General features: G+C 40.9%; 21 protein-coding genes and 2 pseudogenes. 19 read left to right on the forward strand and 4 right to left on the reverse strand.

The features are described from left to right. The first annotated feature begins 8 nt into the window (after positions 1 to 8). The 5 genes and pseudogenes from HMPREF1518_RS04385 to HMPREF1518_RS10630 all read left to right on the forward strand — a co-directional run. Complete coding sequence (locus HMPREF1518_RS04385; RefSeq protein WP_033584416.1) at positions 9 to 803, forward strand: DivIVA domain-containing protein; 795 nt, start codon at positions 9 to 11, stop codon at positions 801 to 803. A 251-nt stretch (positions 804 to 1,054) separates the two neighbouring features. Then, complete coding sequence (ileS, locus tag HMPREF1518_RS04390) at positions 1,055 to 3,847, forward strand: isoleucine--tRNA ligase (protein WP_033584418.1); 2,793 nt, start codon at positions 1,055 to 1,057, stop codon at positions 3,845 to 3,847. A 326-nt stretch (positions 3,848 to 4,173) separates the two neighbouring features. Beyond that, positions 4,174 to 4,554, forward strand: coding sequence for a hypothetical protein (locus HMPREF1518_RS04395; protein ID WP_000856376.1), 381 nt, complete (start codon positions 4,174 to 4,176; stop codon positions 4,552 to 4,554). Positions 4,555 to 4,742: 188 nt separating this feature from the next. Further along, positions 4,743 to 5,435 (forward strand): phosphoglycerate mutase, encoded by a 693-nt coding sequence (locus HMPREF1518_RS04400; protein WP_000240120.1) that lies wholly within the window; start codon positions 4,743 to 4,745, stop codon positions 5,433 to 5,435. Positions 5,436 to 5,602: 167 nt separating this feature from the next. Beyond that, positions 5,603 to 6,007 (forward strand): annotated as a pseudogene (locus HMPREF1518_RS10630) (transposase); the annotation flags it as partial. Positions 6,008 to 6,332: 325 nt separating this feature from the next. Here HMPREF1518_RS10630 and HMPREF1518_RS04405 read toward each other — a convergent pair. Further along, on the reverse strand, positions 6,333 to 7,643 hold the full coding sequence (locus HMPREF1518_RS04405) for a sensor histidine kinase (RefSeq protein ID WP_000381906.1): 1,311 nt from the start codon (positions 7,641 to 7,643) through the stop codon (positions 6,333 to 6,335). Next, positions 7,644 to 8,333, reverse strand: a complete 690-nt coding sequence (locus tag HMPREF1518_RS04410) for a response regulator transcription factor (RefSeq protein ID WP_033584420.1) — start codon at positions 8,331 to 8,333, stop codon at positions 7,644 to 7,646. Between the two features lie 171 nt (positions 8,334 to 8,504). On the opposite strand from HMPREF1518_RS04410, the gene HMPREF1518_RS04415 reads away from it, so the two are divergent. The 3 genes from HMPREF1518_RS04415 to HMPREF1518_RS04425 are packed head-to-tail and all read left to right on the forward strand — an operon-like array spanning position 8,505 to position 10,878. Further along, the gene (locus HMPREF1518_RS04415) at positions 8,505 to 9,413 is read left to right on the forward strand and encodes an ABC transporter ATP-binding protein (protein WP_001067290.1); all 909 of its coding nucleotides are present in this window, start codon (positions 8,505 to 8,507) and stop codon (positions 9,411 to 9,413) included. Then, positions 9,413 to 10,153 carry an ABC transporter permease gene (locus HMPREF1518_RS04420; RefSeq protein ID WP_000933492.1) on the forward strand — a complete coding sequence of 247 codons (741 nt, stop codon included), beginning with the start codon at positions 9,413 to 9,415 and terminating at the stop codon, positions 10,151 to 10,153. The genes HMPREF1518_RS04415 and HMPREF1518_RS04420 overlap by 1 nt, the downstream gene beginning before the upstream one ends. After that, positions 10,150 to 10,878: an ABC transporter permease gene (locus HMPREF1518_RS04425; RefSeq protein ID WP_033584422.1), complete on the forward strand. Its 729-nt coding sequence runs from the start codon at positions 10,150 to 10,152 to the stop codon at positions 10,876 to 10,878. The genes HMPREF1518_RS04420 and HMPREF1518_RS04425 overlap by 4 nt, the downstream gene beginning before the upstream one ends. Positions 10,879 to 10,993: 115 nt before the next feature. On the opposite strand, the pseudogene HMPREF1518_RS10635 reads toward HMPREF1518_RS04425, so the two are convergent. Next, positions 10,994 to 12,226, reverse strand: a pseudogene (locus tag HMPREF1518_RS10635) (ISL3 family transposase). Positions 12,227 to 12,372: 146 nt separating this feature from the next. Here HMPREF1518_RS10635 and HMPREF1518_RS04445 point away from each other — a divergent pair. The 7 genes from HMPREF1518_RS04445 (at position 12,373) to HMPREF1518_RS04475 (ending at position 20,038) form a co-directional block, all read left to right on the forward strand. Then, positions 12,373 to 13,074, forward strand: a complete 702-nt coding sequence (locus HMPREF1518_RS04445; RefSeq protein ID WP_000323383.1) for an ABC transporter ATP-binding protein — start codon at positions 12,373 to 12,375, stop codon at positions 13,072 to 13,074. Then, the gene (locus tag HMPREF1518_RS04450) at positions 13,070 to 15,778 is read left to right on the forward strand and encodes an ABC transporter permease (protein ID WP_197018560.1); all 2,709 of its coding nucleotides are present in this window, start codon (positions 13,070 to 13,072) and stop codon (positions 15,776 to 15,778) included. Before HMPREF1518_RS04445 ends, HMPREF1518_RS04450 begins: the two co-directional genes overlap by 5 nt. A 144-nt stretch (positions 15,779 to 15,922) precedes the next feature. After that, the gene (rpsO, locus tag HMPREF1518_RS04455) at positions 15,923 to 16,192 is read left to right on the forward strand and encodes a 30S ribosomal protein S15 (protein WP_001018251.1); all 270 of its coding nucleotides are present in this window, start codon (positions 15,923 to 15,925) and stop codon (positions 16,190 to 16,192) included. A 339-nt stretch (positions 16,193 to 16,531) separates the two neighbouring features. Next, positions 16,532 to 17,578, forward strand: a complete 1,047-nt coding sequence (locus HMPREF1518_RS04460) for a FecCD family ABC transporter permease (protein ID WP_033584428.1) — start codon at positions 16,532 to 16,534, stop codon at positions 17,576 to 17,578. Position 17,579: 1 nt separating this feature from the next. Continuing rightward, positions 17,580 to 18,335: an ABC transporter ATP-binding protein gene (locus tag HMPREF1518_RS04465; RefSeq protein WP_000364120.1), complete on the forward strand. Its 756-nt coding sequence runs from the start codon at positions 17,580 to 17,582 to the stop codon at positions 18,333 to 18,335. A gap of 19 nt (positions 18,336 to 18,354) precedes the next feature. Beyond that, positions 18,355 to 19,365, forward strand: coding sequence for an ABC transporter substrate-binding protein (locus HMPREF1518_RS04470; protein ID WP_033584430.1), 1,011 nt, complete (start codon positions 18,355 to 18,357; stop codon positions 19,363 to 19,365). Next, positions 19,346 to 20,038: an alpha/beta hydrolase-fold protein gene (locus HMPREF1518_RS04475; protein WP_000603757.1), complete on the forward strand. Its 693-nt coding sequence runs from the start codon at positions 19,346 to 19,348 to the stop codon at positions 20,036 to 20,038. The genes HMPREF1518_RS04470 and HMPREF1518_RS04475 overlap by 20 nt, the downstream gene beginning before the upstream one ends. A gap of 42 nt (positions 20,039 to 20,080) precedes the next feature. Here HMPREF1518_RS04475 and HMPREF1518_RS04480 read toward each other — a convergent pair whose 3' ends face one another. Further along, positions 20,081 to 20,830: a lysophospholipid acyltransferase family protein gene (locus tag HMPREF1518_RS04480; RefSeq protein WP_000500180.1), complete on the reverse strand. Its 750-nt coding sequence runs from the start codon at positions 20,828 to 20,830 to the stop codon at positions 20,081 to 20,083. A 133-nt stretch (positions 20,831 to 20,963) separates the two neighbouring features. Here HMPREF1518_RS04480 and HMPREF1518_RS04485 point away from each other — a divergent pair, with 133 nt between their 5' ends. The 4 genes from HMPREF1518_RS04485 to HMPREF1518_RS04500 all read left to right on the forward strand — a co-directional run bounded on the left by HMPREF1518_RS04485 (position 20,964) and on the right by HMPREF1518_RS04500 (position 25,983). After that, positions 20,964 to 23,300, forward strand: a complete 2,337-nt coding sequence (locus HMPREF1518_RS04485) for a cation-translocating P-type ATPase (RefSeq protein WP_033584432.1) — start codon at positions 20,964 to 20,966, stop codon at positions 23,298 to 23,300. A gap of 101 nt (positions 23,301 to 23,401) precedes the next feature. Beyond that, positions 23,402 to 24,079: a tRNA (adenine(22)-N(1))-methyltransferase gene (locus HMPREF1518_RS04490; RefSeq protein ID WP_033584434.1), complete on the forward strand. Its 678-nt coding sequence runs from the start codon at positions 23,402 to 23,404 to the stop codon at positions 24,077 to 24,079. Continuing rightward, a complete protein-coding gene (locus HMPREF1518_RS04495; RefSeq protein ID WP_033584436.1) occupies positions 24,066 to 24,863 on the forward strand; it encodes a Nif3-like dinuclear metal center hexameric protein in 798 nt (265 codons plus the stop codon). The genes HMPREF1518_RS04490 and HMPREF1518_RS04495 overlap by 14 nt, the downstream gene beginning before the upstream one ends. A 16-nt stretch (positions 24,864 to 24,879) precedes the next feature. Next, positions 24,880 to 25,983, forward strand: a complete 1,104-nt coding sequence (locus HMPREF1518_RS04500; RefSeq protein ID WP_033584438.1) for an NAD(P)/FAD-dependent oxidoreductase — start codon at positions 24,880 to 24,882, stop codon at positions 25,981 to 25,983.

Below are 25,983 nucleotides of genomic sequence, written 5' to 3' on the forward strand. Positions count from 1 at the left end.
GGAAAAGTATGCCAATTACATCGTTAGAAATTAAAGATAAAACCTTTGGTACAAGATTTAGAGGTTTTGACCCAGAAGAAGTAGATGAATTTCTTGATATCGTTGTTCGTGACTATGAAGATTTGGTTCGTAGTAATCACGACAAAGAAACACACATCAAGAGTTTGGAAGAACGTTTGTCTTACTTTGATGAGATGAAAGATTCCTTGAGTCAGTCAGTTTTGATTGCTCAAGATACTGCGGAGCGTGTCAAACAGGCTGCTCAAGAACGTTCGAACAATATTATTCAACAAGCTGAACAAGACGCTCAGCGTTTGCTAGAAGAAGCAAAATACAAGGCAAATGAAATTCTCCGTCAGGCAACAGATAACGCTAAGAAAGTGGCTGTTGAGACAGAAGAGTTGAAGAACAAGAGTCGTGTATTCCATCAACGCCTCAAGTCTACGATTGAAAGTCAATTGGCTATTGTTGAGTCATCAGATTGGGAGGACATTCTTCGCCCAACAGCTACTTACCTTCAGACAAGTGATGAAGCCTTTAAAGAAGTGGTGGGTGAAGTTCTTGGTGAAACTGTATCTTTACAACCAGAGGAAGAGCCTATTGATATGACTCGTCAATTCACACCAGAAGAGGTTGCTGAATTGCAAGCTCGTATTGAGGCTGGCAACAAAGAATTAGCTGAGTTTGAAGCTCAACAAAATCAACAGACAGAAGAAAGTGACCAGCATGAAGAGTCAGTTGAAGTAGAAGCTACTGCGGCAACTGAGGACGATGCAAACAAAGAATCTGTTCTTATCCTATAAAAAATGTGAGAACAAGATCCAACCAACTATATTTTCAGCGAGCGGGAGATGGTGAGAGTCCTGCAATCCCTAGTGGTTAGATTATCCTCTCAAGCAATCCAGTCCGAAAGCAGTAAGACTGGACGTCCCCCACGTTACGGGAAAAGAGGAAAAGAGACCCTGTCTTTTTTCGAACAAAGGTGGTACCACGATTTTCGTCCTTTTTGCGAATCGTGGTTTTTATTTTGTCATTTTAAATTAAAGGAGTAACAATGAAACTTAAAGAAACCCTCAATTTAGGGAAAACAGACTTTCCTATGCGTGCTGGTCTTCCAACTAAAGAACCAGTTTGGCAAAAAGAATGGGAAGAAGCAAAACTTTACCAACGCCGTCAAGAATTGAACAAAGGAAAACCGCATTTCACCTTGCATGATGGCCCTCCATATGCAAACGGAAATATCCACGTTGGACATGCCATGAACAAGATTTCCAAAGATATTATTGTTCGTTCTAAGTCTATGTCAGGATTCTATGCACCTTACATCCCAGGTTGGGATACACATGGTCTGCCAATCGAGCAAGTCTTGGCAAAACAAGGCGTTAAACGCAAAGAAATGGACTTGGTTGAGTACTTGAAACTTTGCCGTGAGTATGCTCTTTCTCAAGTTGATAAACAACGTGAAGACTTTAAACGATTGGGTGTTTCTGGTGACTGGGAAAATCCTTATGTGACCTTGACTCCGGACTATGAAGCGGCTCAGATCCGTGTCTTTGGTGAAATGGCTAAAAAAGGCTATATCTACCGTGGTGCCAAGCCTGTCTACTGGTCATGGTCTTCTGAGTCAGCTCTTGCTGAAGCGGAAATTGAGTACCATGACTTGCTTTCAACTTCCCTTTACTATGCTAACCGCGTCAAAGACGGAAAAGGTGTCCTAGATACAGATACTTATATCGTCGTATGGACAACAACTCCATTCACTATCACAGCTTCTCGTGGATTGACAGTTGGAGCAGATATTGATTATGTATTGGTACAACCAGCTGGTGAAGAGCGTAAGTTTGTGGTTGCTTCAGAATTACTGAATAGTCTTTCTGAGAAATTTGGCTGGGTGGATGTGCAAGTCTTGGCAACCTACCGTGGTCAAGAATTGAATCACATCGTAACAGTCCACCCATGGGATATGGCTGTAGATGAGTTGGTAATCCTTGGTGACCACGTTACGACTGACTCTGGTACTGGTATTGTCCATACAGCCCCTGGTTTTGGTGAGGACGACTACAATGTCGGTGTTGCCAACGGCCTTGAAGTTGCTGTAACAGTTAACGAACGCGGTATTATGATGGAAAATGCTGGTCCTGAATTTGCGGGTCAGTTCTATGACAAGGTTGTGCCGACTGTTATCGAAAAACTGGGTGATTTACTCCTTGCTCAAGAAGAAATCTCCCACTCATACCCATTTGACTGGCGGACTAAGAAGCCAATCATCTGGCGTGCTGTTCCACAGTGGTTTGCCTCTGTATCTAAATTCCGCCAAGAAATCTTGGATGAAATTGAAAAAGTGAAGTTCCACTCAGAATGGGGTAAAGTTCGTCTTTACAATATGATTCGTGACCGTGGCGACTGGGTTATCTCTCGTCAACGTGCTTGGGGAGTTCCCCTTCCTATCTTCTATGCTGAAGACGGAACGCCAATCATGACTGCTGAGACTATTGAACATGTAGCTCAACTCTTTGAGGAACACGGTTCTATCATCTGGTGGGAACGTGATGCTAAGGACCTCTTGCCAGAAGGATTTACTCATCCAGGTTCACCAAATGGCGAGTTCAAGAAAGAAACAGATATCATGGACGTATGGTTTGACTCAGGTTCATCATGGAATGGAGTAGTGGTCAACCGTCCAGAACTCAAATATCCAGCAGATCTATACCTTGAAGGTTCTGACCAGTACCGTGGTTGGTTCAACTCATCACTTATCACATCTGTTGCTAACCATGGCGTTGCTCCTTACAAACAAATCTTGTCACAAGGTTTTGCCCTTGATGGTAAAGGTGAGAAGATGTCTAAATCTCTTGGAAATACCATTGCTCCAAGTGATGTTGAAAAACAATTTGGTGCGGAAATCTTGCGTCTCTGGGTAACAAGTGTGGACTCAAGCAATGACGTGCGTATCTCTATGGATATCTTGAGCCAAGTCTCTGAAACTTACCGTAAGATCCGTAACACTCTTCGTTTCTTGATTGCCAACACATCTGACTTTAACCCAGCTCAAGACGCAGTAGCTTACGATGAGCTTCGTTCTGTTGACAAGTACATGACCATCCGCTTTAACCAGCTTGTGAAAACGATTCGTGATGCTTATGCCAACTTTGAATTCTTGACAATCTACAAGGCCTTGGTGAACTTCATCAACGTTGATTTGTCAGCCTTCTACCTTGACTTCGCTAAAGACGTTGTTTACATCGAAGGTGCCAAATCACTCGAACGCCGTCAAATGCAGACTGTGTTCTATGACGTTCTTGTCAAAATCACCAAACTCTTGACACCAATCCTTCCTCACACTGCAGAAGAAATCTGGTCATATCTTGAGTTTGAAGCTGAAGAATTTGTTCAATTGTCAGAATTGCCAGAAGCAGAAACTTTTGCCAACCAAGAAGAAATCTTGGATACATGGTCAGCCTTCATGGATTTCCGTGGACAAGCTCAAAAAGCCTTGGAAGAAGCGCGTAATGCAAAAGTTATCGGTAAATCACTCGAAGCACACTTGACAGTTTATCCAAATGAAGTGGTGAAAACTCTTCTTGGAGCAGTGGATAGCAATGTAGCTCAACTTTTGATCGTGTCAGAATTGAACATCGCTGAAGGTACAGCTCCAGAAGGCGCAGTTAGCTTTGAGGATGTTGCCTTTACAGTTGAACGCGCTGCAGGTGAAGTTTGTGACCGTTGCCGTCGTATCGACCCAACTACTGCAGAACGCAGCTACCACGCAGTTATCTGTGACCACTGTGCAAGCATCGTAGAAGAAAACTTTGCGGATGCAGTTGCAGAAGGATTTGAAGCCAAATAATCAGAATAGACTGAGAAAGGTCACTAAAATCATAAAAACGCATAATATCAAGAGTTCAAGTACCTTGATATTATGCGTTTTATCATGGGAAAATTTACTAGTCCATTTCCTCAAATGAAGTTCTTCCTGGCCTGTCCGTGTAGATAATTAACATAATCAACTATTCAGTTTTCTCATAATTTTATATTTCTACTAATTATAAAGAGACTGTAGAACTTAAAATTATTTTTTGAAAATCAATATTTATTATAAAATTTTATAAGATTGTTTAATTTTTAGATAAATTATGATAGAATAATACCTATAAAAATTTTAAGGAGATTATTATGAAAACAAATACACTTGCTCGTGTTAACGCTATTTTTGGTCTTATTTCAGGAATTGTATTGCTTTTAGCGCCAGCCATCATGTTTATCATGGCTATTGGAGCTGCTGCGGCAACTGAAGACGCAGATGTAACGGTTGGGACATTGACAGGGCTCTCAATTATTTTGTCATTGGTTAAAATTGCTGTTTTAGTATTGGGAATTGTGGCTATTGTTTATTATAAAGATGATGAACGTGTTACGAATGCACCTTCTGTCTTGCTCATTGTAGGTGGTGCGGTCGGCTTGATTCCATTTTTGGGATGGGTAGGTGGAATTCTAACCATTATTGGTGGTTCACTTTACTTTGGAACATTGAAAAAATTTGTAATTGAAGAGTAGTAGTTTTCCAATTATTTGGACGGGACTATTTCATCGTCTATCGAGAACAATTATGATAGTGTGATAAAGAGAAGACTGATAAGCTCTTCTCTTTTTAGTTGATTTTAACTAGCTTTTTTGTGAAAAATTGTGTAAAATAGAATAGATAAACGAGGGAAACCTCGAAAAATAAAAGGAGAATCCATCTAATGGTAAAATTGGTTTTTGCTCGCCACGGTGAGTCTGAATGGAACAAAGCTAACCTTTTCACTGGTTGGGCTGATGTTGATTTGTCTGATAAAGGAACACAACAAGCGATTGACGCTGGTAAATTGATCAAAGAAGCTGGTATCGAATTTGACCAAGCTTACACTTCAGTATTGAAACGTGCGATCAAAACAACAAACTTGGCTCTTGAAGCTGCTGACCAACTTTGGGTTCCAGTTGAAAAATCATGGCGCTTGAACGAACGTCACTATGGTGGTTTGACTGGTAAAAACAAAGCTGAAGCTGCTGAACAATTTGGTGATGAGCAAGTTCACATCTGGCGTCGTTCATACGATGTATTGCCTCCTGCAATGCCTCATGATGACGAATACTCAGCTCACACTGACCGTCGTTACGCTTCACTTGACGACTCAGTCATTCCAGATGCTGAAAACTTGAAAGTGACTTTGGAACGTGCCCTTCCATTCTGGGAAGATAAAATCGCTCCAGCGCTTAAAGATGGTAAAAACGTATTCGTAGGTGCTCACGGTAACTCAATCCGTGCCCTTGTAAAACACATCAAACACTTGTCAGATGATGAAATCATGGGTGTAGAAATCCCTAACTTCCCACCATTGGTATTCGAATTCGACGAAAAATTGAACGTCGTAAAAGAATACTACCTTGGAAAATAATCTATAAACAGAAAGCCTAGGATTCCTAGGCTTTTTGTTTTTGCTTCTGGTTTCCAACTAGTTGAAAAAATGTTATAAATGATAGTAAAGAGTTACTTAATTGTAAGAAAGAGAGAAAGACGATGGCTTACAGGCTCTTTGTCAACTGTAGTGGGTTGATGAAAAGGGCTAGTAAGGTGAAACGATCTAATCGAGTGGTTAATCTAGGGTAATTAAAAACGATTTATCGTGCTGAAAATTTAGAAATGGCAGTACAAGCTTTAGAGAACTTTATCGCTGAATGGAAGCCAAAGTATAGGAAAGTCATAGAAAGTCTGGAGAATACGGATAATCTTTTAACTTTTTTCTAGTTTCCCTACCAAATTTGGCACAGCATTTATTCGACAAACCTCATTGAGTCTCTCAACAAAGAAATTAAACGTCAAACGAAAAAGAAGGTTCTTTTTCCTAACGAAGAAGCCCTGAACCGTTATTTAGTTACTTTGTTTGAAGATTATAATTTCAAGCAAAGTCAACGAATTCATAAAGGGTTTGGTCAATGTTCTGACACACTTGAAAGCTTATTTGATTAGCACTCCATAACTCTACTTGAGTGTTTACACATAATTATTGACAGTATCTAAAGCGTTTTTAGTGTAATTCGTATATAGTTGTTGACAAAACATTTTAACAGTAAAAGAGTGCGACTTTATTTGTTCACTCTTTTTTTGCGTATAACAGAAAAATTTTTGATAAATAGAATAGTATTGCTACTTATTTATCAAAAATTTACGATGATTAGACGAAAGAATACTTTGCCCCAAAAATAGCATTTAGAAATATTTAGAAGATAAATAATATGTCGCAATGCTCCAAATGGTTAGTTTTCTAAGTGTAAGCTTGTTCTTAGGCAGGCCATTATTCCTTTACTAAAGGTAAAGAAATGGTGACTTTTAAGCCTGGATGATTGTCTAAAAAAACAATTTCACCTTGATGTAATTTAATAATTTGTTTGGTGATAACTGTTCCCATACCATGTGATTCATAATTAGTTGATTTTTGATTTAGCTCAGTAATTTTTTGAGCTGTAATATCTCCTTGATCCGCAATGACGATGAGCACTTTATTATCAGATAATTGATAAGTCAGATCAATCTGGTTAGAGCCGCTGTGCATAATACTATTAAGCAAGAGATTTCTAAAAGCTCTTGCTAATAAAGTTACCTCTCCTTTTACCAACACTGTCTCGGCAGGCAAATCAAAATGAAGTGCAATTGTTTCATAATTATTCAATATATCGGCAATTACTGTTCGTAGGACAGCAACCAAATCAAGATTGGAAAATTCGGAGTGACGCTTTTGGTTATCCAATAAGTAGCTCATATTGAGATTAGAAATCATTTCTTTCATAGTTTGAATCTGATTTTCAATTTCCTCTGTCTGCTTTCCTTTGCCATATTGCTGCTCTAACTGACTGTTATAACCTGATATGAGCATAAGAGGATTGCGTAAATCATGACTGACCCCTCTAATCCATTGCTCTTTCATCGTGTTGCTTTCTTCCAAAATATGAGATGTTTCATTGAGAGCCGTCTTAATTTCAGAGAAATTTCCCTTTTCTTTAAGAACGATATTTTGACCTTGAGATAAAGAAGTGACAGCAGTAATAATCGGCTCCATCTCCTTTTTAATACGCAACTTTGATCGGCTTAAAAGAATAAAAATAAGTAAAAGAATAATACCCAAGAAAACAAGTCCCAAACTGAGAAAATTCCTAATAAATTGCGTATTAGCATAGAAATTAAATTTTGCTAAGGAATGCTTTTTAGGATAGCCCAAAACTAAAATTTGCTGATCACGTACATAGGAGAAAACAGGGTAATCTTCTAAATACCAGCGCGAAAATTTCACTATATCAGCATTGGTATAATGTCTTTTGAGCTGTTGAGGTAAACGATAAGATTGGACAATATTGCCATCTTGATTCAGTACCATAGCCCAAGTATTTTGTTTATCCATTTCAATTTTGCTGCTTTTATCAAAATTGAAATTATTCTCTTGACTTGATTGAGCGATTTTAGTGTAAAGTAGTTCCGGTTTTTCCTTTCCATAGAAACTAAAATAGGCTGAGAAAACCAAACCATAAACAAAAACAAGTCCTATGATTAAAGCCAAGATTAATAGAACATACCTGGTTAATAACTTAGTAAAAAATTTAACGGTATCCATTTAATTCACCTTTAGTTTGTAACCCAAACCTTTAACCGTTATTAAGCTTTCTGGTTTAGAAGGATTGGCTTCAATCTTTTGTCGAATCTTACGAATATGAGCCATTAGGGTATTATCATAGCCTTGGTATTGTAATCCCCAGACCTTTTCTAAGAGTTGGTCAAAAGTGACAATGCGATTCTTATTATCATATAGGACCTTAAGAATACTGTATTCCTTAGCTGTCAGCTGAATCTCTAGTTTTCCTTTGGTAATCAAGGCTTGGCTAAAATGCACCTGGCAAGCAGGCAAAATAAGGGTATCTTCCTTTTCGGGATAGGCTCTTTTTAAGATGGAAAGAATACGCAGCTCCAAATCTCTTGGGCGGAAAGGCTTGATAATATAGTCATCTGCCCCTAGCTCAAAGCCCTGATATTGTTTTTCTATATCGGAGATTGCCGACAAAAACAAAACAGGAACCGTTGAAGTCTTACGGATGCCCTTTAAAACTTCAAATCCTGATCCTTCAGGCAGCATAATGTCTAAAATAACTAAATCAAAAGATTTTTCTTCAAATTGCTTCAAAGCTTCTTTTTGTGATTGTACACTTGTTAGATTGCTAAACCCAGCAATGCTCAATGATTCTTGCACTATTTCTAAAATTTCTGGGTTATCGTCTAAAATTAAGATCTTCTTTTCTTTATAATTCATACTATTACCTCAACAAGACTAGTATAACACATTGCTTCCTTGGTCAAGGACTTTAAAGTAAAAATTAAGGAAGAATTAAGGTAATGAACAGGTTAAAATAAAGGAGGTTCATTATAATGAAAATAGCGAAAGGATATAACATCACTCTAAGATTTTTAAAGGAGAAAACAAATGAACAATTATATCGTTGAAACCAACCAATTAAGTAAGGATTTTTCAGGTGAAGTAGCCGTTAATCAGCTCTCTATTCATATTAGAAAAAATGAAATTTATGGTTTTTTGGGACCAAATGGTGCTGGTAAGAGTACTGCTATGAAAATGCTTTTAGGATTGTTGCAACCAAGCCACGGTTCCATTAAGCTCTTTGGAAAAACCTTTAATAGCAATCAAATATCACTCCTCTCAAATGTAGGTTCCCTCATTGAAGAGCCCTCTTACTATGCTAATTTGACCGGTTATGAAAATCTTGAAATTATCCAAAAATTGCTTAAATTACCAAAAAGAAATATTGATGAAGTCTTAAAGATTGTCAAACTTTTCGATCAAAAAGACAAGCTAGTTAAAAACTATTCACTAGGCATGAAACAACGTCTAGGAATTGCACTAGCCATTGTTAAATTTCCTAAATTACTGATTTTGGATGAGCCAACTAATGGTTTAGACCCTGCCGGTATTCAAGAAATTCGTGAGCTCATCAAGTCCTTGCCACAAAAATATGATATGACTATCATCGTTTCTAGCCATATTCTTTCAGAAATTGAACAGATGGCTACAACTGTTGGTATTGTCAATCATGGTCAATTACTTTTTGAAGGCCACCTATCTGACCTTGAAGAAGATGAAAAATATCTGTTTGAGACCAGTGATGATGTAACTGCTAAAAGAATACTAATGTTCAATGGTTTTAATTTGGATGATGACAAAAAATTGATTATCAACGATAACAATAAAGTTAATATAGCCACTGCTATTCGACTCTTAGTTGAAAATGATGTTGATATTTATCAAGTTCGTATGATTCGTCGATCGCTGGAAGATGTTTTCCTTGATATGACAGGACGGGAAGGAAGTGTTTTGTAATGCTAAATTTACAATTAGAATTTATCAAACTAAAAAGACGGTCTTTCTTGCTATCTTTGATTGCTATTGTAGCAGTGGGCCTGATTTGGAGTGGCGTTGTTATCAAATATGAATTACCTAAAACGCATGAGGCCTATAATGCCATTTATACCATGACTTACTTGAATGATGTTATTTTGCCACTTTTCATTGCAGTTTTAGCGTCTAGACTACTGGAATTGGAACATCTAGGCAAAACTTTTAAACTCTTGCAAACCAGTAACGAAAGTCCTTGGCAACTTTTTAAGGCTAAATTGACTGTGATGGCTATTTTTGCCTTTGTTGTCAGTTTGATTCAAACGATTTTTCTGAAATTTATTATTCAGGGCATGCAGGTCAGTGTGACACCTGTTTCATTGAGTCTCTTTTTGTCCACAACTTTTTTGGTTTGTCTCTTTCTGTCTTGTTTACATCTTTGCTTAGCTTTTATCTATCCAAAGCCAAGTGTGACGGTGGTAACAGGCTTAATTGGTTCCTTCCTGTCATTTGTAGGTATCGGTGCGTTACCATTTCCTATTCGTATTTTCATTCCTTGGCAATATTTCTCTATGATGGGAATCGCTAAACGGGTGGCTGGAACTAACACTTATCTTTTTCAATATGATAATTCTTATCCCTTTAAATTAGTCACATTATTGCTTATCATTTTTTTAAGCATCTTTGTCAGTAAAAAACTCATTGGAAAGGCGGATCTATTATGATTATTTTTGAATTTAAAAAAATCAAAAAAAGTGCTATTCCGATAACGCTAATCTTCTTTAACCTTATTGGGTCCTTATTGGGAGCAATGATTTACGCTCTCAATCGAGAGGTGCTCCTAGATGGTACACAAGCTCACGTCCTTTGGGGACAAACAGTTTTCTATTCCTCGCAGATATTTACTCCTATTCTGATCGGGATTATCTGTTCCATCAGTTGTCAATTCGAGGAAAGCAATAAAAACTGGCAGCGCTTATTAAGTATTCCAGTTAAAGCCAATCGTATCGTTTTATCAAAAATCACCAGCTTGTCACTAGTCATGGCTATTAGTCAACTGATAGTTCTTCTCTTTTATATTATCAGCGCTTTGGTTTTGAAGGTACCTTTTGCAAATTATCTACTGGACTTTTTGCTTTGGTCTATCACAGGTTGGATAGCAACCATTACTATTGTCACCATTCAAATTTTTCTTAGTATTCGCTTAAAAAATTTCGCAGTGCCTATTCTTATATCAGCTATTTTGGCTATGGCAGGACTTATGACCCTCTTTATTGGGCAAGGTCTTTTTAGAATTTTCCCTTATGCTCAGATTGCTGTTGGTGATCGAGCTCGTTCCTTAGTCCCTTTTACCTTATCTGAATTTATCCTTTTCTTAGTTGTCAATAGTGCTTATATTTTTGTCTTCTATACCTTAGCAGTTAGACAGCTTAAAAAGAGATTTATTTAATCTCATTTATAGTGAAAAACATGAAAAAAGCAAAGAACTATCGTAATTGTTATACAATTAATGATCAGCAAATAAACAGTGGGCTCTTTGTCAACTGTAGTGGGTTGATGAAAAGCTATACCCTGGAGAGGACCAAATTGGTTCTCTCCTTTTTGATGTTCAAAGCAATGAGAATTCTAGTTTTAAAGTTGTCAAAGTTCCGGAAGCCAAAAGCATTTCGCTTGATGACTTTGATAAGGTTATTGGTAGCCTCTAGTTTTGCGTTTGAGTAGGGAAGTTCCAGTGCATTCATGATCTTGTCTTTATCTTTCGAAAAGGTCTTGAAAACAGTTTGAAAAATAGGATTTACAGAAGAAATTGTTTCTTCAATAAGACTAAAGAAATGTTCCGTTTGTTTCTCTTGAAAATGAAAGAGTAGGAGTTGATAGAGATTATAGTGCTGTCTAAGTTCTTGAGAGTATGAAAGCAGCTTTTCTAGAACCTCTTTATTGGTCAAGTGTGACCGAAAAGTTGGTCGATAAAATCGTTTATCACTGAGTTTACGGCTATCCTGTTGAATGAGTTTCCAGTAACGTTTCAGTGCTTTATATTCGTGCGATCTCCGATCAAACTGATTCATGATTTGGATGCGAAGGTGGTTCATAGCTCGACTGAGATGCTGGACAATGTGAAAGCGGTCGAGGACGATTTTAGCAGAAGGAAATAGTTTTCTGGCAATATCGTAGTAGGGACTAAACATGTCCATGGTAATGACTTTCACACGACTTCTCACCTGTCTAGAATAACGAAGGAAATGATTGCGAATAGTTGCTTGAGTCCGTCCATTATCGTAGTCCTGTGCAATAAAGCTCATCTTACCTTTCTTGAAGCTGTACTCATCCCAGCTCATGTGTTCTGGAAGGTGGTTAAGATCAGACTTGACCTCGAACTCTTTCAATTTACGGATGACTGTCGAAGTAGAGACCGATAAACTTTCGGCGATAGCAGTCATAGGGACTTTCTCGATTAATTTTTGAGTGATTTTCTGGTTGACGATCGTTGAGATTTGGTAGTTCTTTTTGACTAAGGAAGTCTCTGCGACAGCTATTTTTCCGCATACTTTACAACGAAAACGGCGTTTTCTCAATCGAATAAGAGTTTTGTATCCCGCACACTCTAGATAGGGAATTTTAGATTCTTTTTGGAAGTCATATTTAGCCATTTGTCCTTGACAATCGAGATACTTAGGAGCAGGCTAATCTAGCTTAGCGATGATTTCTTTATGTGTTCCAGCATCCAGATAATCCAAGATTATGATGTTCTTGTCTTTAATTCCGAGTATGTTTGTGATAAAATTTAATTGTTCCATAAGATTCTTTCTAATGAGGGTTTGGTCACTTTTTCATTATAGGTCTTATGGGGCTTTTTTTGTTTTTGCTTCTAGTTTCCAACTAGTTGAAAAAGCGTTATAATGATAGTAAAGAGTGACTTAATTGTAAGAAAGAGAGAAGGACAATGGCTTATATTGAAATGAAACACAGCTACAAGCGTTACCAGGTTGGGGATACGGAGATTGTGGCTAATCGTGATGTGAATTTTGAAATTGAAAAGGGGGAGCTGGTTATTATCCTTGGTGCTTCTGGTGCTGGAAAGTCAACGGTTCTCAATCTCCTAGGAGGTATGGATACCAATGATGAGGGGGAGATTTGGATCGATGGTGCGAATATCGCCAACTATAGTTCGCACCAACGAACAAACTATCGTCGAGATGATGTGGGCTTTGTTTTTCAATTTTACAATCTGGTCTCCAATCTGACAGCCAAGGAAAATGTGGAACTGGCCTCAGAAATCGTAGCGGGTGCCCTAGATCCAGAGCAAGTGCTCAAAGACGTAGGTCTGGCTCATCGCCTCAATAACTTTCCAGCCCAGCTTTCTGGAGGGGAGCAACAGCGAGTCTCCATTGCACGCGCTGTAGCCAAAAATCCTAAAATCCTCCTTTGTGATGAACCGACGGGTGCATTGGATTACCAGACGGGGAAGCAAGTCTTGAAGATTCTCCAAGACATGTCTCGTCAAAAAGGAGCAACGGTGATTATCGTAACCCACAATGGCGCGCTAGCCCCTATTGCAGATCGGGTGATTCATATGCGCGATGCTACAGTTAAGAGCATGACGGTCAATGAGCATCCGCAGGATATCGATACATTGGAGTATTAGCATGAAAAAAACGTATCGGAAAGACCTATTTCAGTCAGTGACGGCTTCAAAGGGACGCTTTGTTTCTATCCTGACCTTGATGATGCTGGGTTCTTTAGCCCTTGTTGGTCTCAAAGTGGCCAGTCCAAATATGGAACGTACGGCAGAAGATTATCTCCGTAAAGCCAATACATTGGATATGGCAGTGATTGCTGATTATGGTTTGGATAAAGAGGATCAAGACGAACTAAAGACCCTTCAAGGAGCAAGTGTTGAGTTTGGCTATATGGTAGACCTGACCGTAGAAAATAGTGAAGAAGCGGTTCGACTTTATTCCAAGCCAGAGGGGATTTCAACCTTCCAAGTGACAGAAGGGCGAATGCCAGAGGCTGATGAGGAAATTTCCCTAGCCGACTTCTGGAAAGACCTCTATCAGATTGGGCAGACCATTACCTTTACTAAGAAAGAAGAAGGGAAGTCCGTCCTAAAATCCCAAACTTTCACAATTACTGGATTTGTTCAGTCGGGTGAAATCCTTTCTAAAGAAGATTTAGGAGGGGCTAGTAGTGGAAATGGAAGCTTGGCTGGCTATGGAGTGATTTTACCCAGTCAGTTTGATACAGAAGTGTATAGTATTGCGCGTGTGCGCTATGACGATTTAAAAAATCTGGATGCTTTTTCATCAGACTATAAGACCAAACGAACCCAACACCAGGAAGATTTGCAAGACTTACTTGCCGATAATGGTCAAAAAAGATTGGCAACTATCAAAGCAAATGGGCAAAAGAGCCTAGAAGAGGGCAAAGAACAGCTCCAAACAGCTGAAAGTAACCTTCAAAAAGGCAAGAGTCAGCTAGAGCAGGCTGAAAATCGCTTGAAAAAGCAAGAAGAACAAGTGCCTACTTTACCAGAACCGCAAAAGAGTCAAATCGAGGGACAGCTGACAAAAGCTAAGGAAGAACTGGCGACAAAAAAAGAAAAACTGGCTCAGACAGAGAGTGATCTAACTAAGGAAAAAGAGAAGCTTGAACAGCGTCAGAAAGAGCTTGATGAACTGGCAGAGCCGAAATACCATGTATACAACCGCCAAACTATGCTAGGTGGTCAAGGCTATCTCATGTACAGTAACGCTTCAGCAAGCATTCGTTCCGTCGGGAATATCTTCCCCGTGGTGCTTTATATGGTCGCTGCAATGGTGACCTTTACAACGATGACTCGCTTTGTAGACGAAGAACGCACCAATGCTGGTATTTTTAAGGCTCTAGGTTACCGAAATCGAGATATAGTTGCCAAGTTTGTCCTCTATGGTTTTCTTGCAGGAACTGTAGGAACCATTTTAGGAACGCTTCTAGGACATTATCTCCTTGCAGGCGTGATTTCGGATGTTATAACAGCAGGAATGGTCGTTGGGAAAAGTCAGGAGTATTTTTACTGGTCTTATAGCCTCCTTGCCCTAACCTTAAGTTGGGTATCCAGTGTTTTGCCGGCTTATTTGGTGGCACGGAGGGAACTACACGATGAAGCAGCCCAACTCTTACTTCCAAAACCTCCCGTTAAGGGATCAAAGATTTTGCTGGAACGCCTGAGCTTTATTTGGAGTCGTTTGAGTTTTACTCATAAGGTTACGGCGCGAAATATTTTCCGTTATAAGCAACGGATGTTGATGACTATTTTTGGAGTTGCAGGTTCGGTGGCTCTCTTATTTGCAGGTCTTGGCATTCAGTCTTCTGTAGGAGGAGTTGTCGAGCGTCAATTTGAACAAATCCAGCAATACCAGATGATTGTAGCGGAAAAGAGCAGTGCGACGGAGCAAGAAAAAGCAGATTTAGAAAGTGCCTTGCAAGCTGAACCTATACATGCTTATCAAAAGATTTACTCTAAATCCATTGAAAAAGATTTCAAAGGCAAAGCAGGACTTCAAACCATCACCATGATGGTTACTAGTGGAGAAGACTTCAAGCCCTTTATCACATTAGAGGAAAATGGGCGAGAGATGCAGTTCACTGATGGAGCGGTCGTGAGTCAAAAATTAGCCCAACTAGCAGGTGTTACAATTGGAGATAAGCTGGAGCTTGATGGGAAGGAAATCAAGGTCGCGGCTATTTCTGAAAACTATGTTGGACACTTTGTTTATCTCAACAGAGCGACTTACGAACAAGTCTACGATACCCGTCCACAAGACAATACCTACCTAGTAAAATTAAAAGAACCAACACCTTCCAATATCGAGAAAGAAGTGGCTAGCTTCATGGAAAAACCTGTTGTTTCTGGGGTCGTCCAAAATGCGACGGCCATCCATCTCTTTGAATCTGTAGCTAGTTCGCTCAATAAAACCATGGCCATCCTTGTCCTTGTTTCCGTTTTACTAGCCATTGTCATTCTTTACAATCTCACCAATATCAATGTGGCAGAACGTATCCGTGAACTTTCCACTATCAAGGTTCTCGGTTTCCATAATAAAGAAGTGACCCTCTATATCTACCGTGAGACTATGGTGCTGTCCCTTGTGGGAATTACTCTTGGTTTGGTAGCTGGCCACTATTTACATCAATTTTTGATTCAAATGATTTCACCAGCCACCATACTTTTTTATCCACGAGTCAGCTGGGAAGTCTATGCCCTTCCAATCGTCGCAGTGACTGTAATCTTAGCCTTATTAGGCCTCTTTGTCAATCACCACCTAAGAAAGGTAGATATGCTCGAAGCCCTGAAATCAGTAGAGTAATTCACGGGTTTAAATAGTAAATCAGTTGACAAAGTCCCTGCTTCTTGGTAGAATAAGAACTGTCGTAAAGACAAATAACTTCTTCTTGGTTGCAGGCATGCCAACCTGTCACTCGGATGAAGCCAAATAAAAAGGAGAAACATCATGGCAATCTCAAAAGAGAAAAAAAATGAAATCATCGCACAATATGCACGTCACGAAGGTGATACAGGTTCAGTAGAGGTTCAAGTTGCTGTCCTTACTTGGGAAATCAACCACCTTAACGAACACATCAAACAACACAAAAAAGACCACGCTACTTACCGTGGATTGATGAAGAAAATTGGTCGCCGTCGTAACTTGCTTGCATACTTGCGTAAAAACGACGTTAACCGATACCGTGAGTTGATCAACTCTCTCGGACTTCGTCGCTAATCTTGCGTCTAAAACGTTTCTATACTTCGTTGGCTTCAGCTCGATGTACCATTAGTACAATCTTCGCCTCGTCGCCTAGTCTATAAACGTTTTATCCAGCAAGAATTATGATGCTAAGGGCGTTAAAAATACGTATGAAAATAGGGAAACGACACAGTGTTCGATGAACACAAGGAGTTTCATCTTTTTCACTAGGATTCTAGCCCGAGCTCAAATCAGCTCTCTGACTTCAGAGAGCTTTTTCTATATATATTTCCATCCTTGTCCATCTAATGGAAATATGGTATACTTTTCATGAGAATTTTCTAAATTTTTAAGATGCTATCAAAGGAGGTTTGCATGCTTTCCAAATTTTCTGGAAGCCGACGGGACCTGCAATTTGTGTTACTTTTAGGTATTTTGCTAGCTGCTTTAGGGATTTCCCTATTTCTAGCAGTTTCTATGGGATCCGTTGCGATTAATTTAGGAGATACCTATCGGATTATTTTGAGCAGGTTGGGTTTTCCTCTTGAGATAGGAGAGGTTTCCAAGTCCACTCTTGCCATTGTATGGAACATGAGGTTCCCCCGAGTATTGTTAGGCTTGATAGTAGGGGCTGGTCTTTCCATGTGTGGTAGCGTAATGCAGTCTACAGTGAACAATCCCATCGCTGAACCCTATGTCTTAGGCATCTCTGCGGGCGCAACTCTAGGGGCAACCTTGAGCATCATTCTTGGTTTAAAAGTGATGATTAGCCTTGGAGCTTTTCTTGGAGCTATTTTGGCAACCATTGCTGTTCTTATCATTGCCTCTATGCAGGGAAGGATGACGACTTCTAGTCTGATCTTATCAGGAACGGTGGTCAATGCTCTCTTTCTGGCTTTTTCCAACTTTATTATCTCAGTTGGCGCTAATGCGGACAGTGTGATGACCATTAAGTTTTGGACCATGGGTTCGCTTGCCGGGACTACCTGGTCTGACTTAGTCCTGCCAACTATAGTAGTAGGTATGGCCTTTCTATTTTTCGCTACTCAGTATCGTGTTTTTAATGCGATGATGATGGGAGATGAGGCTGCTTTAACTTTGGGGATTCCCTTACGCTTTTATTGGTATCTTTATGTGACCATGGTGGCTGTGCTGACAGCAGTCTTAGTAGCAACTTGTGGGATTATTGGATTTGTTGGTCTCATTACTCCTCACTTAGCTCGAGGGTTAGTAGGAACGAATTACAGAAGACTTTTTCCTGTTGCAACCATACTGGGTGCCCTCTTTGTGGTCTGGGCAGATGTACTCTCTCGTGTCATCATTCCAAATGCTGAGCTGCCGATTGGTATTTTCACAGCCTTAGTAGGTGCTCCCTTCTTTATCTACATTGTTGGAGGTAGGCGAAGGGAGGTGAGGGCCTGATATGGACTTGATTTGTCAGGATGTCCACTTTGGACTAGGAGAGAAAAAAATCCTCAAAGGAGTTTCTCTTAAGGTTGAGGGGCATCAATTTCACACGATACTAGGACCAAATGGAAGTGGGAAAACCAGCCTGCTTAAACTTCTCTATCGTCAGGAAAAGGCGGACAAAGGCTTGATAAGCTTAGATGGAAAGCCGCTGGAGCATTGGTCACTCAAAGAAACAGCCAAGCAAATGGCAGTTGTTACCCAGTTTAATCAATTGCAGTTTGATTGTACAGTTGAGGAAATCGTCTTGCTGGGAAGAACTCCCCACCTCTCTTTTTTACAGAAGGAAAAGGAAAGGGATTATGCCCTCGTTCAAGATGCTCTCGTCAAGGTGGATATGCTTGAGAAGAAAACTCGTCTCTATTCGTCTCTGTCAGGGGGGGAGAAACAACGAGTCTTGTTAGCACGTGCCTTGGCGCAAGAACCGACTCTCTTGCTCCTGGACGAACCAACCAATCATCTAGACATCAAGTATCAGCTAGACTTGTTGGCCATTGTGAAGAATCTCAAGGTCAATGTTCTAGCTGTCCTGCATGATATTCAACTTGCCTGTCGCTATTCGGATTATCTCTATCTGATGAAAGAGGGAGAAATCCTTTACCAAGGAACTCCAAAGGAGACCATCACACCTGAGTCATTGCAAACTGTATATGGAGTTCAAAGTCAGGTTACTTGGACCGAGGATCAGCAAGCTATGATTCACTATTTATAAGAATGAAAAGGAAAACAAGATGAAAAAAACACTAAGCATTTTACTCGTAACAGTAGCTACCCTAACCATGGCAGCTTGTAACAACACTACCACTGAAAAAGCAACCTCACAATCTAGCACAGAAACAAGTCAAAAGGCGAGCACAGAGACGAGTTATCCGCTAACGGTCAAGACCTATGATGCTAAGGGAAATGAAGTCGAACAAGTCTTTGACAAGACACCTGAAAAAGTTATCACTAACAATCTTTCAACCACTGAAATCTTATTGGAGTTAGGCTTGAAGGATAAAATTGCTGGCATGCTTAACCCAGACAATGCTGTAACGGACAAATACAAGGATGCTATTGCGACGATTCCTCAAATTGGGGATAAAAAAACAGTCTCACAAGAGACAGTCCTTTCTTATGAGCCAGACACTGTGATGGGTCGAAACATGATGTTTTCTGAAAAATCCTTGGGAACAGTTAGCACTTGGAATGAAAATAAAATCCCAATCTATACGCAGAAAGCCTCTCTCTCAACGATTCAGCAAGATTTGGGAAATATTGTAGAAGACGTTAAAAATCTTGGAATGATTTTTAATGTGCAGGACAAGGCTAATGAATACGCAGCCCAATTACAAGCTAAAATTGACGCTGTTAAGAAAGCAAACCCAACAAGCCAAGGTGAAAAGAAAAAGGCTTTGATTATGGTTGCTTATAACGACGAAACCTTCGGCGCTTACAAGTCTGCTTTGCAAGAAAGCTTGCTAAATCAACTTGGTTATACCAATGTCGCAACGGGAACATCAGGCTTGACCTTGGAAAATCTCGTGTCAATGGATCCTGAATTAATTATCTATGTAACCAGCGACCGCAATAAAAAATTGGATGCCACAGCTGTAGAGTTGATGAAGGCAAATGAAGTTTTAGAAAACGTTCCTGCAATTAAGAATCAAAAAATCATGACCATCTCTTACGATGAGTTGATGGACTATGGTCCAGCAGTGATTGATTCCCTTGAGAAAATCAATGATTTTATCAATAAATAATGAGTTTGATTGGGAAGGGATCCAAGTCAAGGTCAGCCTTCCTTCGACCTATGATCCCAATCAAACCTATCCGGCTATTTTATTGAATGATGGAAACTTGGATTTCCTATCATCTCTGTCCGAATCTGTGATTTTAGTGGGCTTGACCTCTAAAAATCGCCTAGATGACTACACTCCTTGGAAGGCATCTGCTCTGAGAGATGGAGCTCCAGATTTTGGAGGTCAAGCCAACGTCTATCATGGACATTTATTTGGAGGTCTTTTAGAAAAATTGCAGTCTCTTTATCAACTGGACGAAGATCGTCTTGCCTATGGAGGGTATTCATTAGGTGGTTTGACAGCAGTATACAGTCTTTTCCGTTTTGATAAGGTTTCCTGTATCTTCTCTATCTGCGGTTCCTTTTGGTATCCTGATTTTACGACTTATTGCAGGGAAGAAAGGGTGAAAAATTTAGATTGTTTACTGTATTTACAGAATGGTCAAACAGAAGGAGTTCATCATACCAATCGCTTGGCTCAAGCACCAGCCTATGCTGAGCAGATCCATACTAGTCTTCAGAAGCACTATCCGACTAGTCAGTTTGTCTTTGATCCCTATGGGCATCATGAGCAAGTGGTTGAACGATTCCTAACCTTTTCCAACTGGTTGGCTCAAAAATGGAAAATCGAATAAAAGAAATATCCCTTGGCAAAAGCCAAGGGATAATTGTATTTTTTAACCAAGAGCCTCTCTCTTCTTATCTGGATTCCAGATAAAGCTTGCGATGAAGGTAAAGATAATCGTTAGGATACCAACAATCACAGCAAGGATGAGGGCAGGGATGCGGACAAACCACCAGAGTGGGTTTGGTTTTTTATCGTTGTGCCATTGTTTGGTTTCTTCATCCAAACGTTGGAATTCTGCTTGGATACGATCTGCAACCATTTCGATTCCTTCATCATTCATTTTCTTGATGTCTGAGATATCGATAGGATTTCCAAAGTTCATATCCACACGTTCACGGCTAACCAAACCTTTCAAGGTCATGGGACCTGTGTAGGTGACCGGCATGATACGGACCTTGGCCATTTTAGCAATCAAGGCAACTCCACCCTTGACATCATTTGAGTGACGGCTCCCACTTGGAAACATGATGAGAGAACGGTCGCTTTTTTTGAGGACATTGATAGGGTACTTGATGGCGGAGGCGTTAGGTTTTTCCCGGTCGATAGGAAAGGCTCCACACATACGGATCCACCAGCCAAAGATACGGTTGTTAAATAGCTCTTTTTTGGCCATAAAGATGAACTGTTTTGGCTTGGTCGCAAAGGCCATGTAAACAGGATCCCACCAGGTACGGTGAGGTGCGACGAGGATATAGTTTTCGTCTCGGCTAGGGATTTTATCAGTATTGTGGTAGTGAGCATTGCCATTAATGGACCACAAGATCAGCATGACTAGTCCACGCAAATAAGTATAAAACATGAGATCTCCTTCGATTGTATTGCTTTTATTATTATACCTTATCGAAACACTACTGGCAAACTTTTTCAGTTATCAGTGGACAGTTTTTAGATAGGATTAGAATTCTGCTAGAAAAAATGATATGATAGAATTTATGGATAAAAATAAGATAATGGGATTAACCCAAAGAGAAGTCAAGGAAAGACAGGCTCAAGGTTTGGTCAATGACTTTACCGCATCGGCCAGTACCAGTACTTGGCAAATCATTAAACGAAATGTTTTTACACTTTTTAACGCGTTAAACTTTGCCATTGCTTTGGCGCTAGCTTTTGTGCAGGCTTGGAGCAATTTGGTCTTCTTTGCTGTTATCTGCTTTAACGCTTTTTCTGGAATTGTGACCGAGCTACGGGCCAAACACATGGTGGACAAGCTCAATCTCATGACCAAGGAAAAGGTCAAGACTATTCGTGATGGCCAAGAAGTGGCTCTGAATCCTGAAGAATTGGTGTTAGGAGATGTCATTCGTTTGTCTGCAGGAGAGCAGATTCCTAGTGATGCCTTGGTTTTGGAAGGCTTTGCGGAAGTCAATGAAGCCATGTTAACGGGTGAGAGTGATTTGGTGCAAAAAGAAGTGGATACCTTGCTTTTGTCTGGAAGTTTCTTAGCCAGTGGGTCTGTTTTAGCTAAAGTTCACCATGTCGGGGCAGACAACTATGCTTCCAAACTCATGCTGGAAGCTAAGACAGTGAAACCGATCAACTCCCGTATCATGAAATCGCTAGACAAGCTAGCTGGTTTTACTGGGAAGATTATCATTCCCTTTGGTCTAGCTCTTCTGCTAGAAGCCTTGATGTTAAAAGGCCTACCCCTCAAGTCATCCGTTGTAAATTCGTCAACAGCTCTTTTGGGAATGTTGCCCAAGGGAATCGCCCTTTTGACCATAACTTCGCTCTTGACTGCGGTGATTAAGCTGGGCTTGAAAAAGGTCTTGGTGCAGGAGATGTACTCTGTCGAGACCTTGGCGCGCGTGGATATGCTCTGTCTGGACAAGACGGGGACCATCACCCAAGGAAAGATGCAGGTGGAGGCAGTTCTTCCTCTGACGGAAACTTATGGTGAAGAGGCTATTACTAACATTCTGACCAGCTACATAGCTCATAGTGAGGATAAAAATCCAACAGCTCAAGCCATTCGCCAGCGTTTCCAAGGACAGGTCTCCTATCCTATGCTTTCGAATCTTCCTTTCTCAAGCGACCGTAAGTGGGGAGCTATGGAGTTAGAAGGGCTAGGGACAGTTTTCTTAGGAGCTCCTGAGATGTTGTTGGACTCTGAAGTACCAGAAGCCAGAGAGGCTTTGGAGAGAGGGTCACGAGTCTTGGTTTTAGCCCTCAGTCAGGAAAAACTAGACCACCACAAAACACAGAAACCGTCTGATATTCAGGCTCTAGCCTTGCTGGAAATCTTGGACCCTATTCGAGAAGGAGCCGCTGAAACGCTAGACTATCTCCGTTCTCAGAAAGTGGGCCTCAAGATTATATCTGGTGACAATCCGGTCACTGTATCCAGCATTGCTCAGAAAGCTGACTTTGCAGACTATCACAGCTATGTAGATTGTTCAAAAATCACGGATGAGGAATTGATTGCCATGGCTGAAGAGACAGCTATTTTTGGACGTGTCTCCCCTCATCAAAAGAAACTCATCATCCAAACGCTGAAAAAAGCAGGGCATACAACGGCAATGACAGGGGACGGAGTCAATGACATCCTAGCTCTTCGTGAGGCGGATTGTTCGATTGTAATGGCGGAGGGAGATCCGGCGACTCGTCAGATTGCCAATCTGGTTCTCTTGAACTCAGACTTTAATGATGTTCCTGAGATTCTCTTTGAAGGCCGTCGGGTGGTCAATAACATCGCCCATATCGCACCGATCTTCTTGATTAAAACGATCTATTCCTTCCTGTTAGCAGTCATCTGTATTGCCAGTGTTCTTCTGGGACGGTCTGAGTGGATCTTGATTTTCCCCTTCATTCCAATCCAGATTACCATGATCGACCAGTTTGTGGAAGGTTTCCCACCATTCGTTCTGACTTTTGAGCGAAATATCAAGCCTGTTGAACCAAACTTCCTCAGAAAATCCATACTTCGCGCCCTACCAAGTGCCCTCATGGTCGTGTTCAGCGTTCTTTTTGTGAAAATTTTTGGAGCTAGTCAAGGTTGGTCTGAGTTAGAAATCTCAACCCTACTCTATTATCTCCTTGGGTCTATCGGTTTCTTATCCGTATTTAGAGCCTGCATGCCATTCACCCTCTGGCGTGTCCTCTTGATTGTCTGGTCAGTAGGAGGCTTCCTAGCCACAGCTCTTTTCCCAATGATCCAAAAGTTGCTTGAAATTTCGACCTTAACAGGACAAACACTGCCTGTTTATGGGGCCATGATGTTGGTCTTTACCGTGATTTTCATCTTGACTAGTCGTTACCAAGCGAGAAAATAAAGAAAGACTGCAATCTGTGGATTGCGGTCTTTTTAGGTGCAAGATTGCTAGCTGAAATGTGGTATAATAAGAGGTAATAGAGTTTTGGAAAGTGAGAGAAGATGATTTCAAAGAGATTAGAATTGGTAGCTTCCTTTGTGCCACAAGGTGCTGTGTTACTAGATGTGGGGAGTGACCATGCTTATCTGCCAATCGAGTTAGTTGAGAGAGGCCAAATCAAAAGCGCCATTGCAGGTGAGGTGGTGGAAGGCCCCTACCAGTCAGCGGTGAAAAACGTTGAGGCTCACTGTCTAAAGGAGAAAATCCAAGTCCGTTTAGCCAATGGCTTGGCAGCCTTTGAAGAGGCAGACCAAGTGTCGGTTATCACCATTGCTGGTATGGGTGGCCGTTTGATTGCGACCATATTGCAAGAAGGCTTGGACAAGCTAGCTAATGTAGAGCGTTTGATCCTCCAACCCAATAATCGTGAAGACGACTTGCGCATCTGGCTACAGGGTAACGGCTTTCAGATTGTAGCAGAAAGCATCCTAGAAGAAGCTGGTAAATTCTACGAGATTTTGGTGGTGGAAGCAGGACAAATGAAGCTATCAGCCAGTGATGTTCGCTTTGGACCTTTCTTGTCCAAAGAGGTCAGTCCAGTATTTGTCCAAAAATGGCAAAAAGAAGCTGTTAAGCTAGAGTTCGCCCTCGAACAAATCCCAGAAAAAAATCTGGAGGAACGTCAAGTTCTAGCTCATAAAATTCAAGCCATCAAGGAGGTGCTCCATGTTAGCAAGTGAAGTAATTAAGGCGTATGAAGACTTTTGCCCTCAGGAATTGTCTATGGAGGGTGACAGTCGTGGTCTGCAAATCGGCACTTTGGACAAGGATATTCAAAGGGTCATGGTTGCTCTGGATATTCGTGAAGAGACGGTTGCTGAAGCCATTGAAAAGGGTGTGGATTTGATTATCGTTAAGCACGCGCCTATCTTTCGTCCGATTAAGGATTTGGTAGCCAGCCGTCCACAAAATCAGATTTACATCGACCTTATCAAGCATGACATTGCCGTTTATGTCAGTCATACTAATATCGACATTGTAGAGAATGGTCTCAATGACTGGTTCTGCCAGATGCTAGGCATTGAGGAGACGACTTATCTCCAGGAAACAGGCCCAGAACGTGGGATTGGTCGTATTGGAAATATTCAGCCTCGGACCTTTGGGGAATTGGCCCAGCATGTCAAGCAAGTCTTTGGTCTTGATAGTCTTCGCATGGTGCATTATCAAGAGAGTGATTTGCAGAAGTCTATTTCAAGAGTAGCCATCTGTGGTGGTAGTGGTCAATCTTTCTATAAGGATGCTCTAGCTAAGGGGGCAGATGTCTATATTACTGGTGATATCTACTACCACACAGCTCAGGATATGCTTTCTGATGGCCTGTTGGCATTGGACCCAGGCCACTATATAGAAGTGCTTTTTGTGGAAAAAATCGCAGCACTTCTTACTCAATGGAAGGCAGAAAATAGCTGGACTGTTGATATCTTGCCTAGTCAAGCCTTGACTAATCCTTTCCACCATATTTAGTTAGAAGGTGAAGACAATGAAAAGAGTTGCCATTATTGGAGCAGGGATTGTAGGGGCAACTGCTGCCTACTACCTCTCCAAAGAAGCAGATTTAGAGGTGACCGTTTTTGACCATGGACAGGGGCAAGCAACCAAGGCTGCAGCAGGAATTATCAGTCCTTGGTTTTCAAAACGACGCAATAAAGCTTGGTACAAGATGGCGCGCTTGGGAGCTGACTTTTATGTGGATTTGTTGGCTGATTTAGAGAAGTCAGGGCAAGAAATCGACTTTTATCAGCGTTCGGGAGTCTTTCTCTTGAAAAAGGATGAATCCAAGTTGGAAGAACTCTATGAACTAGCCCTTCAGCGCAGGGAAGAATCTCCCTTGATAGGTCAGTTAGCCATTTTAGACCAAGCGTCTGCAAATGAATTATTCCCTGGTCTGCAGGGATTTGACCACTTGCTCTATGCTTCTGGTGGGGCGAGAGTAGATGGTCAAATCTTAGTGAATCGTTTGCTAGAAGCCAGTCAGGTCAAGCTGGTCAAAGAAAAAGTGAGTCTGATACCTTTAGCATCTGGCTATCAGATTGGCGAAGAGGTGTTTGATCAGGTTATGCTAGCGACGGGAGCTTGGTTGGGGGACATTTTGGAACCTTTAGGATATGAGGTAGATGTTCGTCCCCAAAAGGGGCAACTCCGAGATTATCAGCTTGCCCAAGACATGGAATCATACCCTGTTGTCATGCCAGAAGGGGAATGGGATTTGATCCCTTTTGCAGGTGGGAAATTGTCCTTGGGCGCTACTCATGAAAATGATATGGGATTTGATTTGACGGTAGATGACACCTTGCTCCAACAAATGGAGGAGGCAGCCTTACCTCACTATCCAGCCTTGGCAGAAGCGAAATCATCGGGTGAGCGAGTAGGAATCCGTGCCTACACCAGTGATTTCTCGCCTTTCTTTGGGCAAGTACCTGGTTTAGCAGGTGTCTATGTAGCTAGTGGTCTAGGTTCATCAGGTCTCACAACGGGGCCTATCATCGGTTACCATCTAGCCCAATTGGTCCAAGACAAGGAATTGACCTTGGACCCAGTAAACTACCCAATTGCAAACTATGTCAAACGAGTAAAAAGCGAATAA

The sequence above is a fragment of the Streptococcus sp. SR1 genome (assembly GCF_000526075.1).
GTDB lineage: Bacteria > Bacillota > Bacilli > Lactobacillales > Streptococcaceae > Streptococcus > Streptococcus halitosis.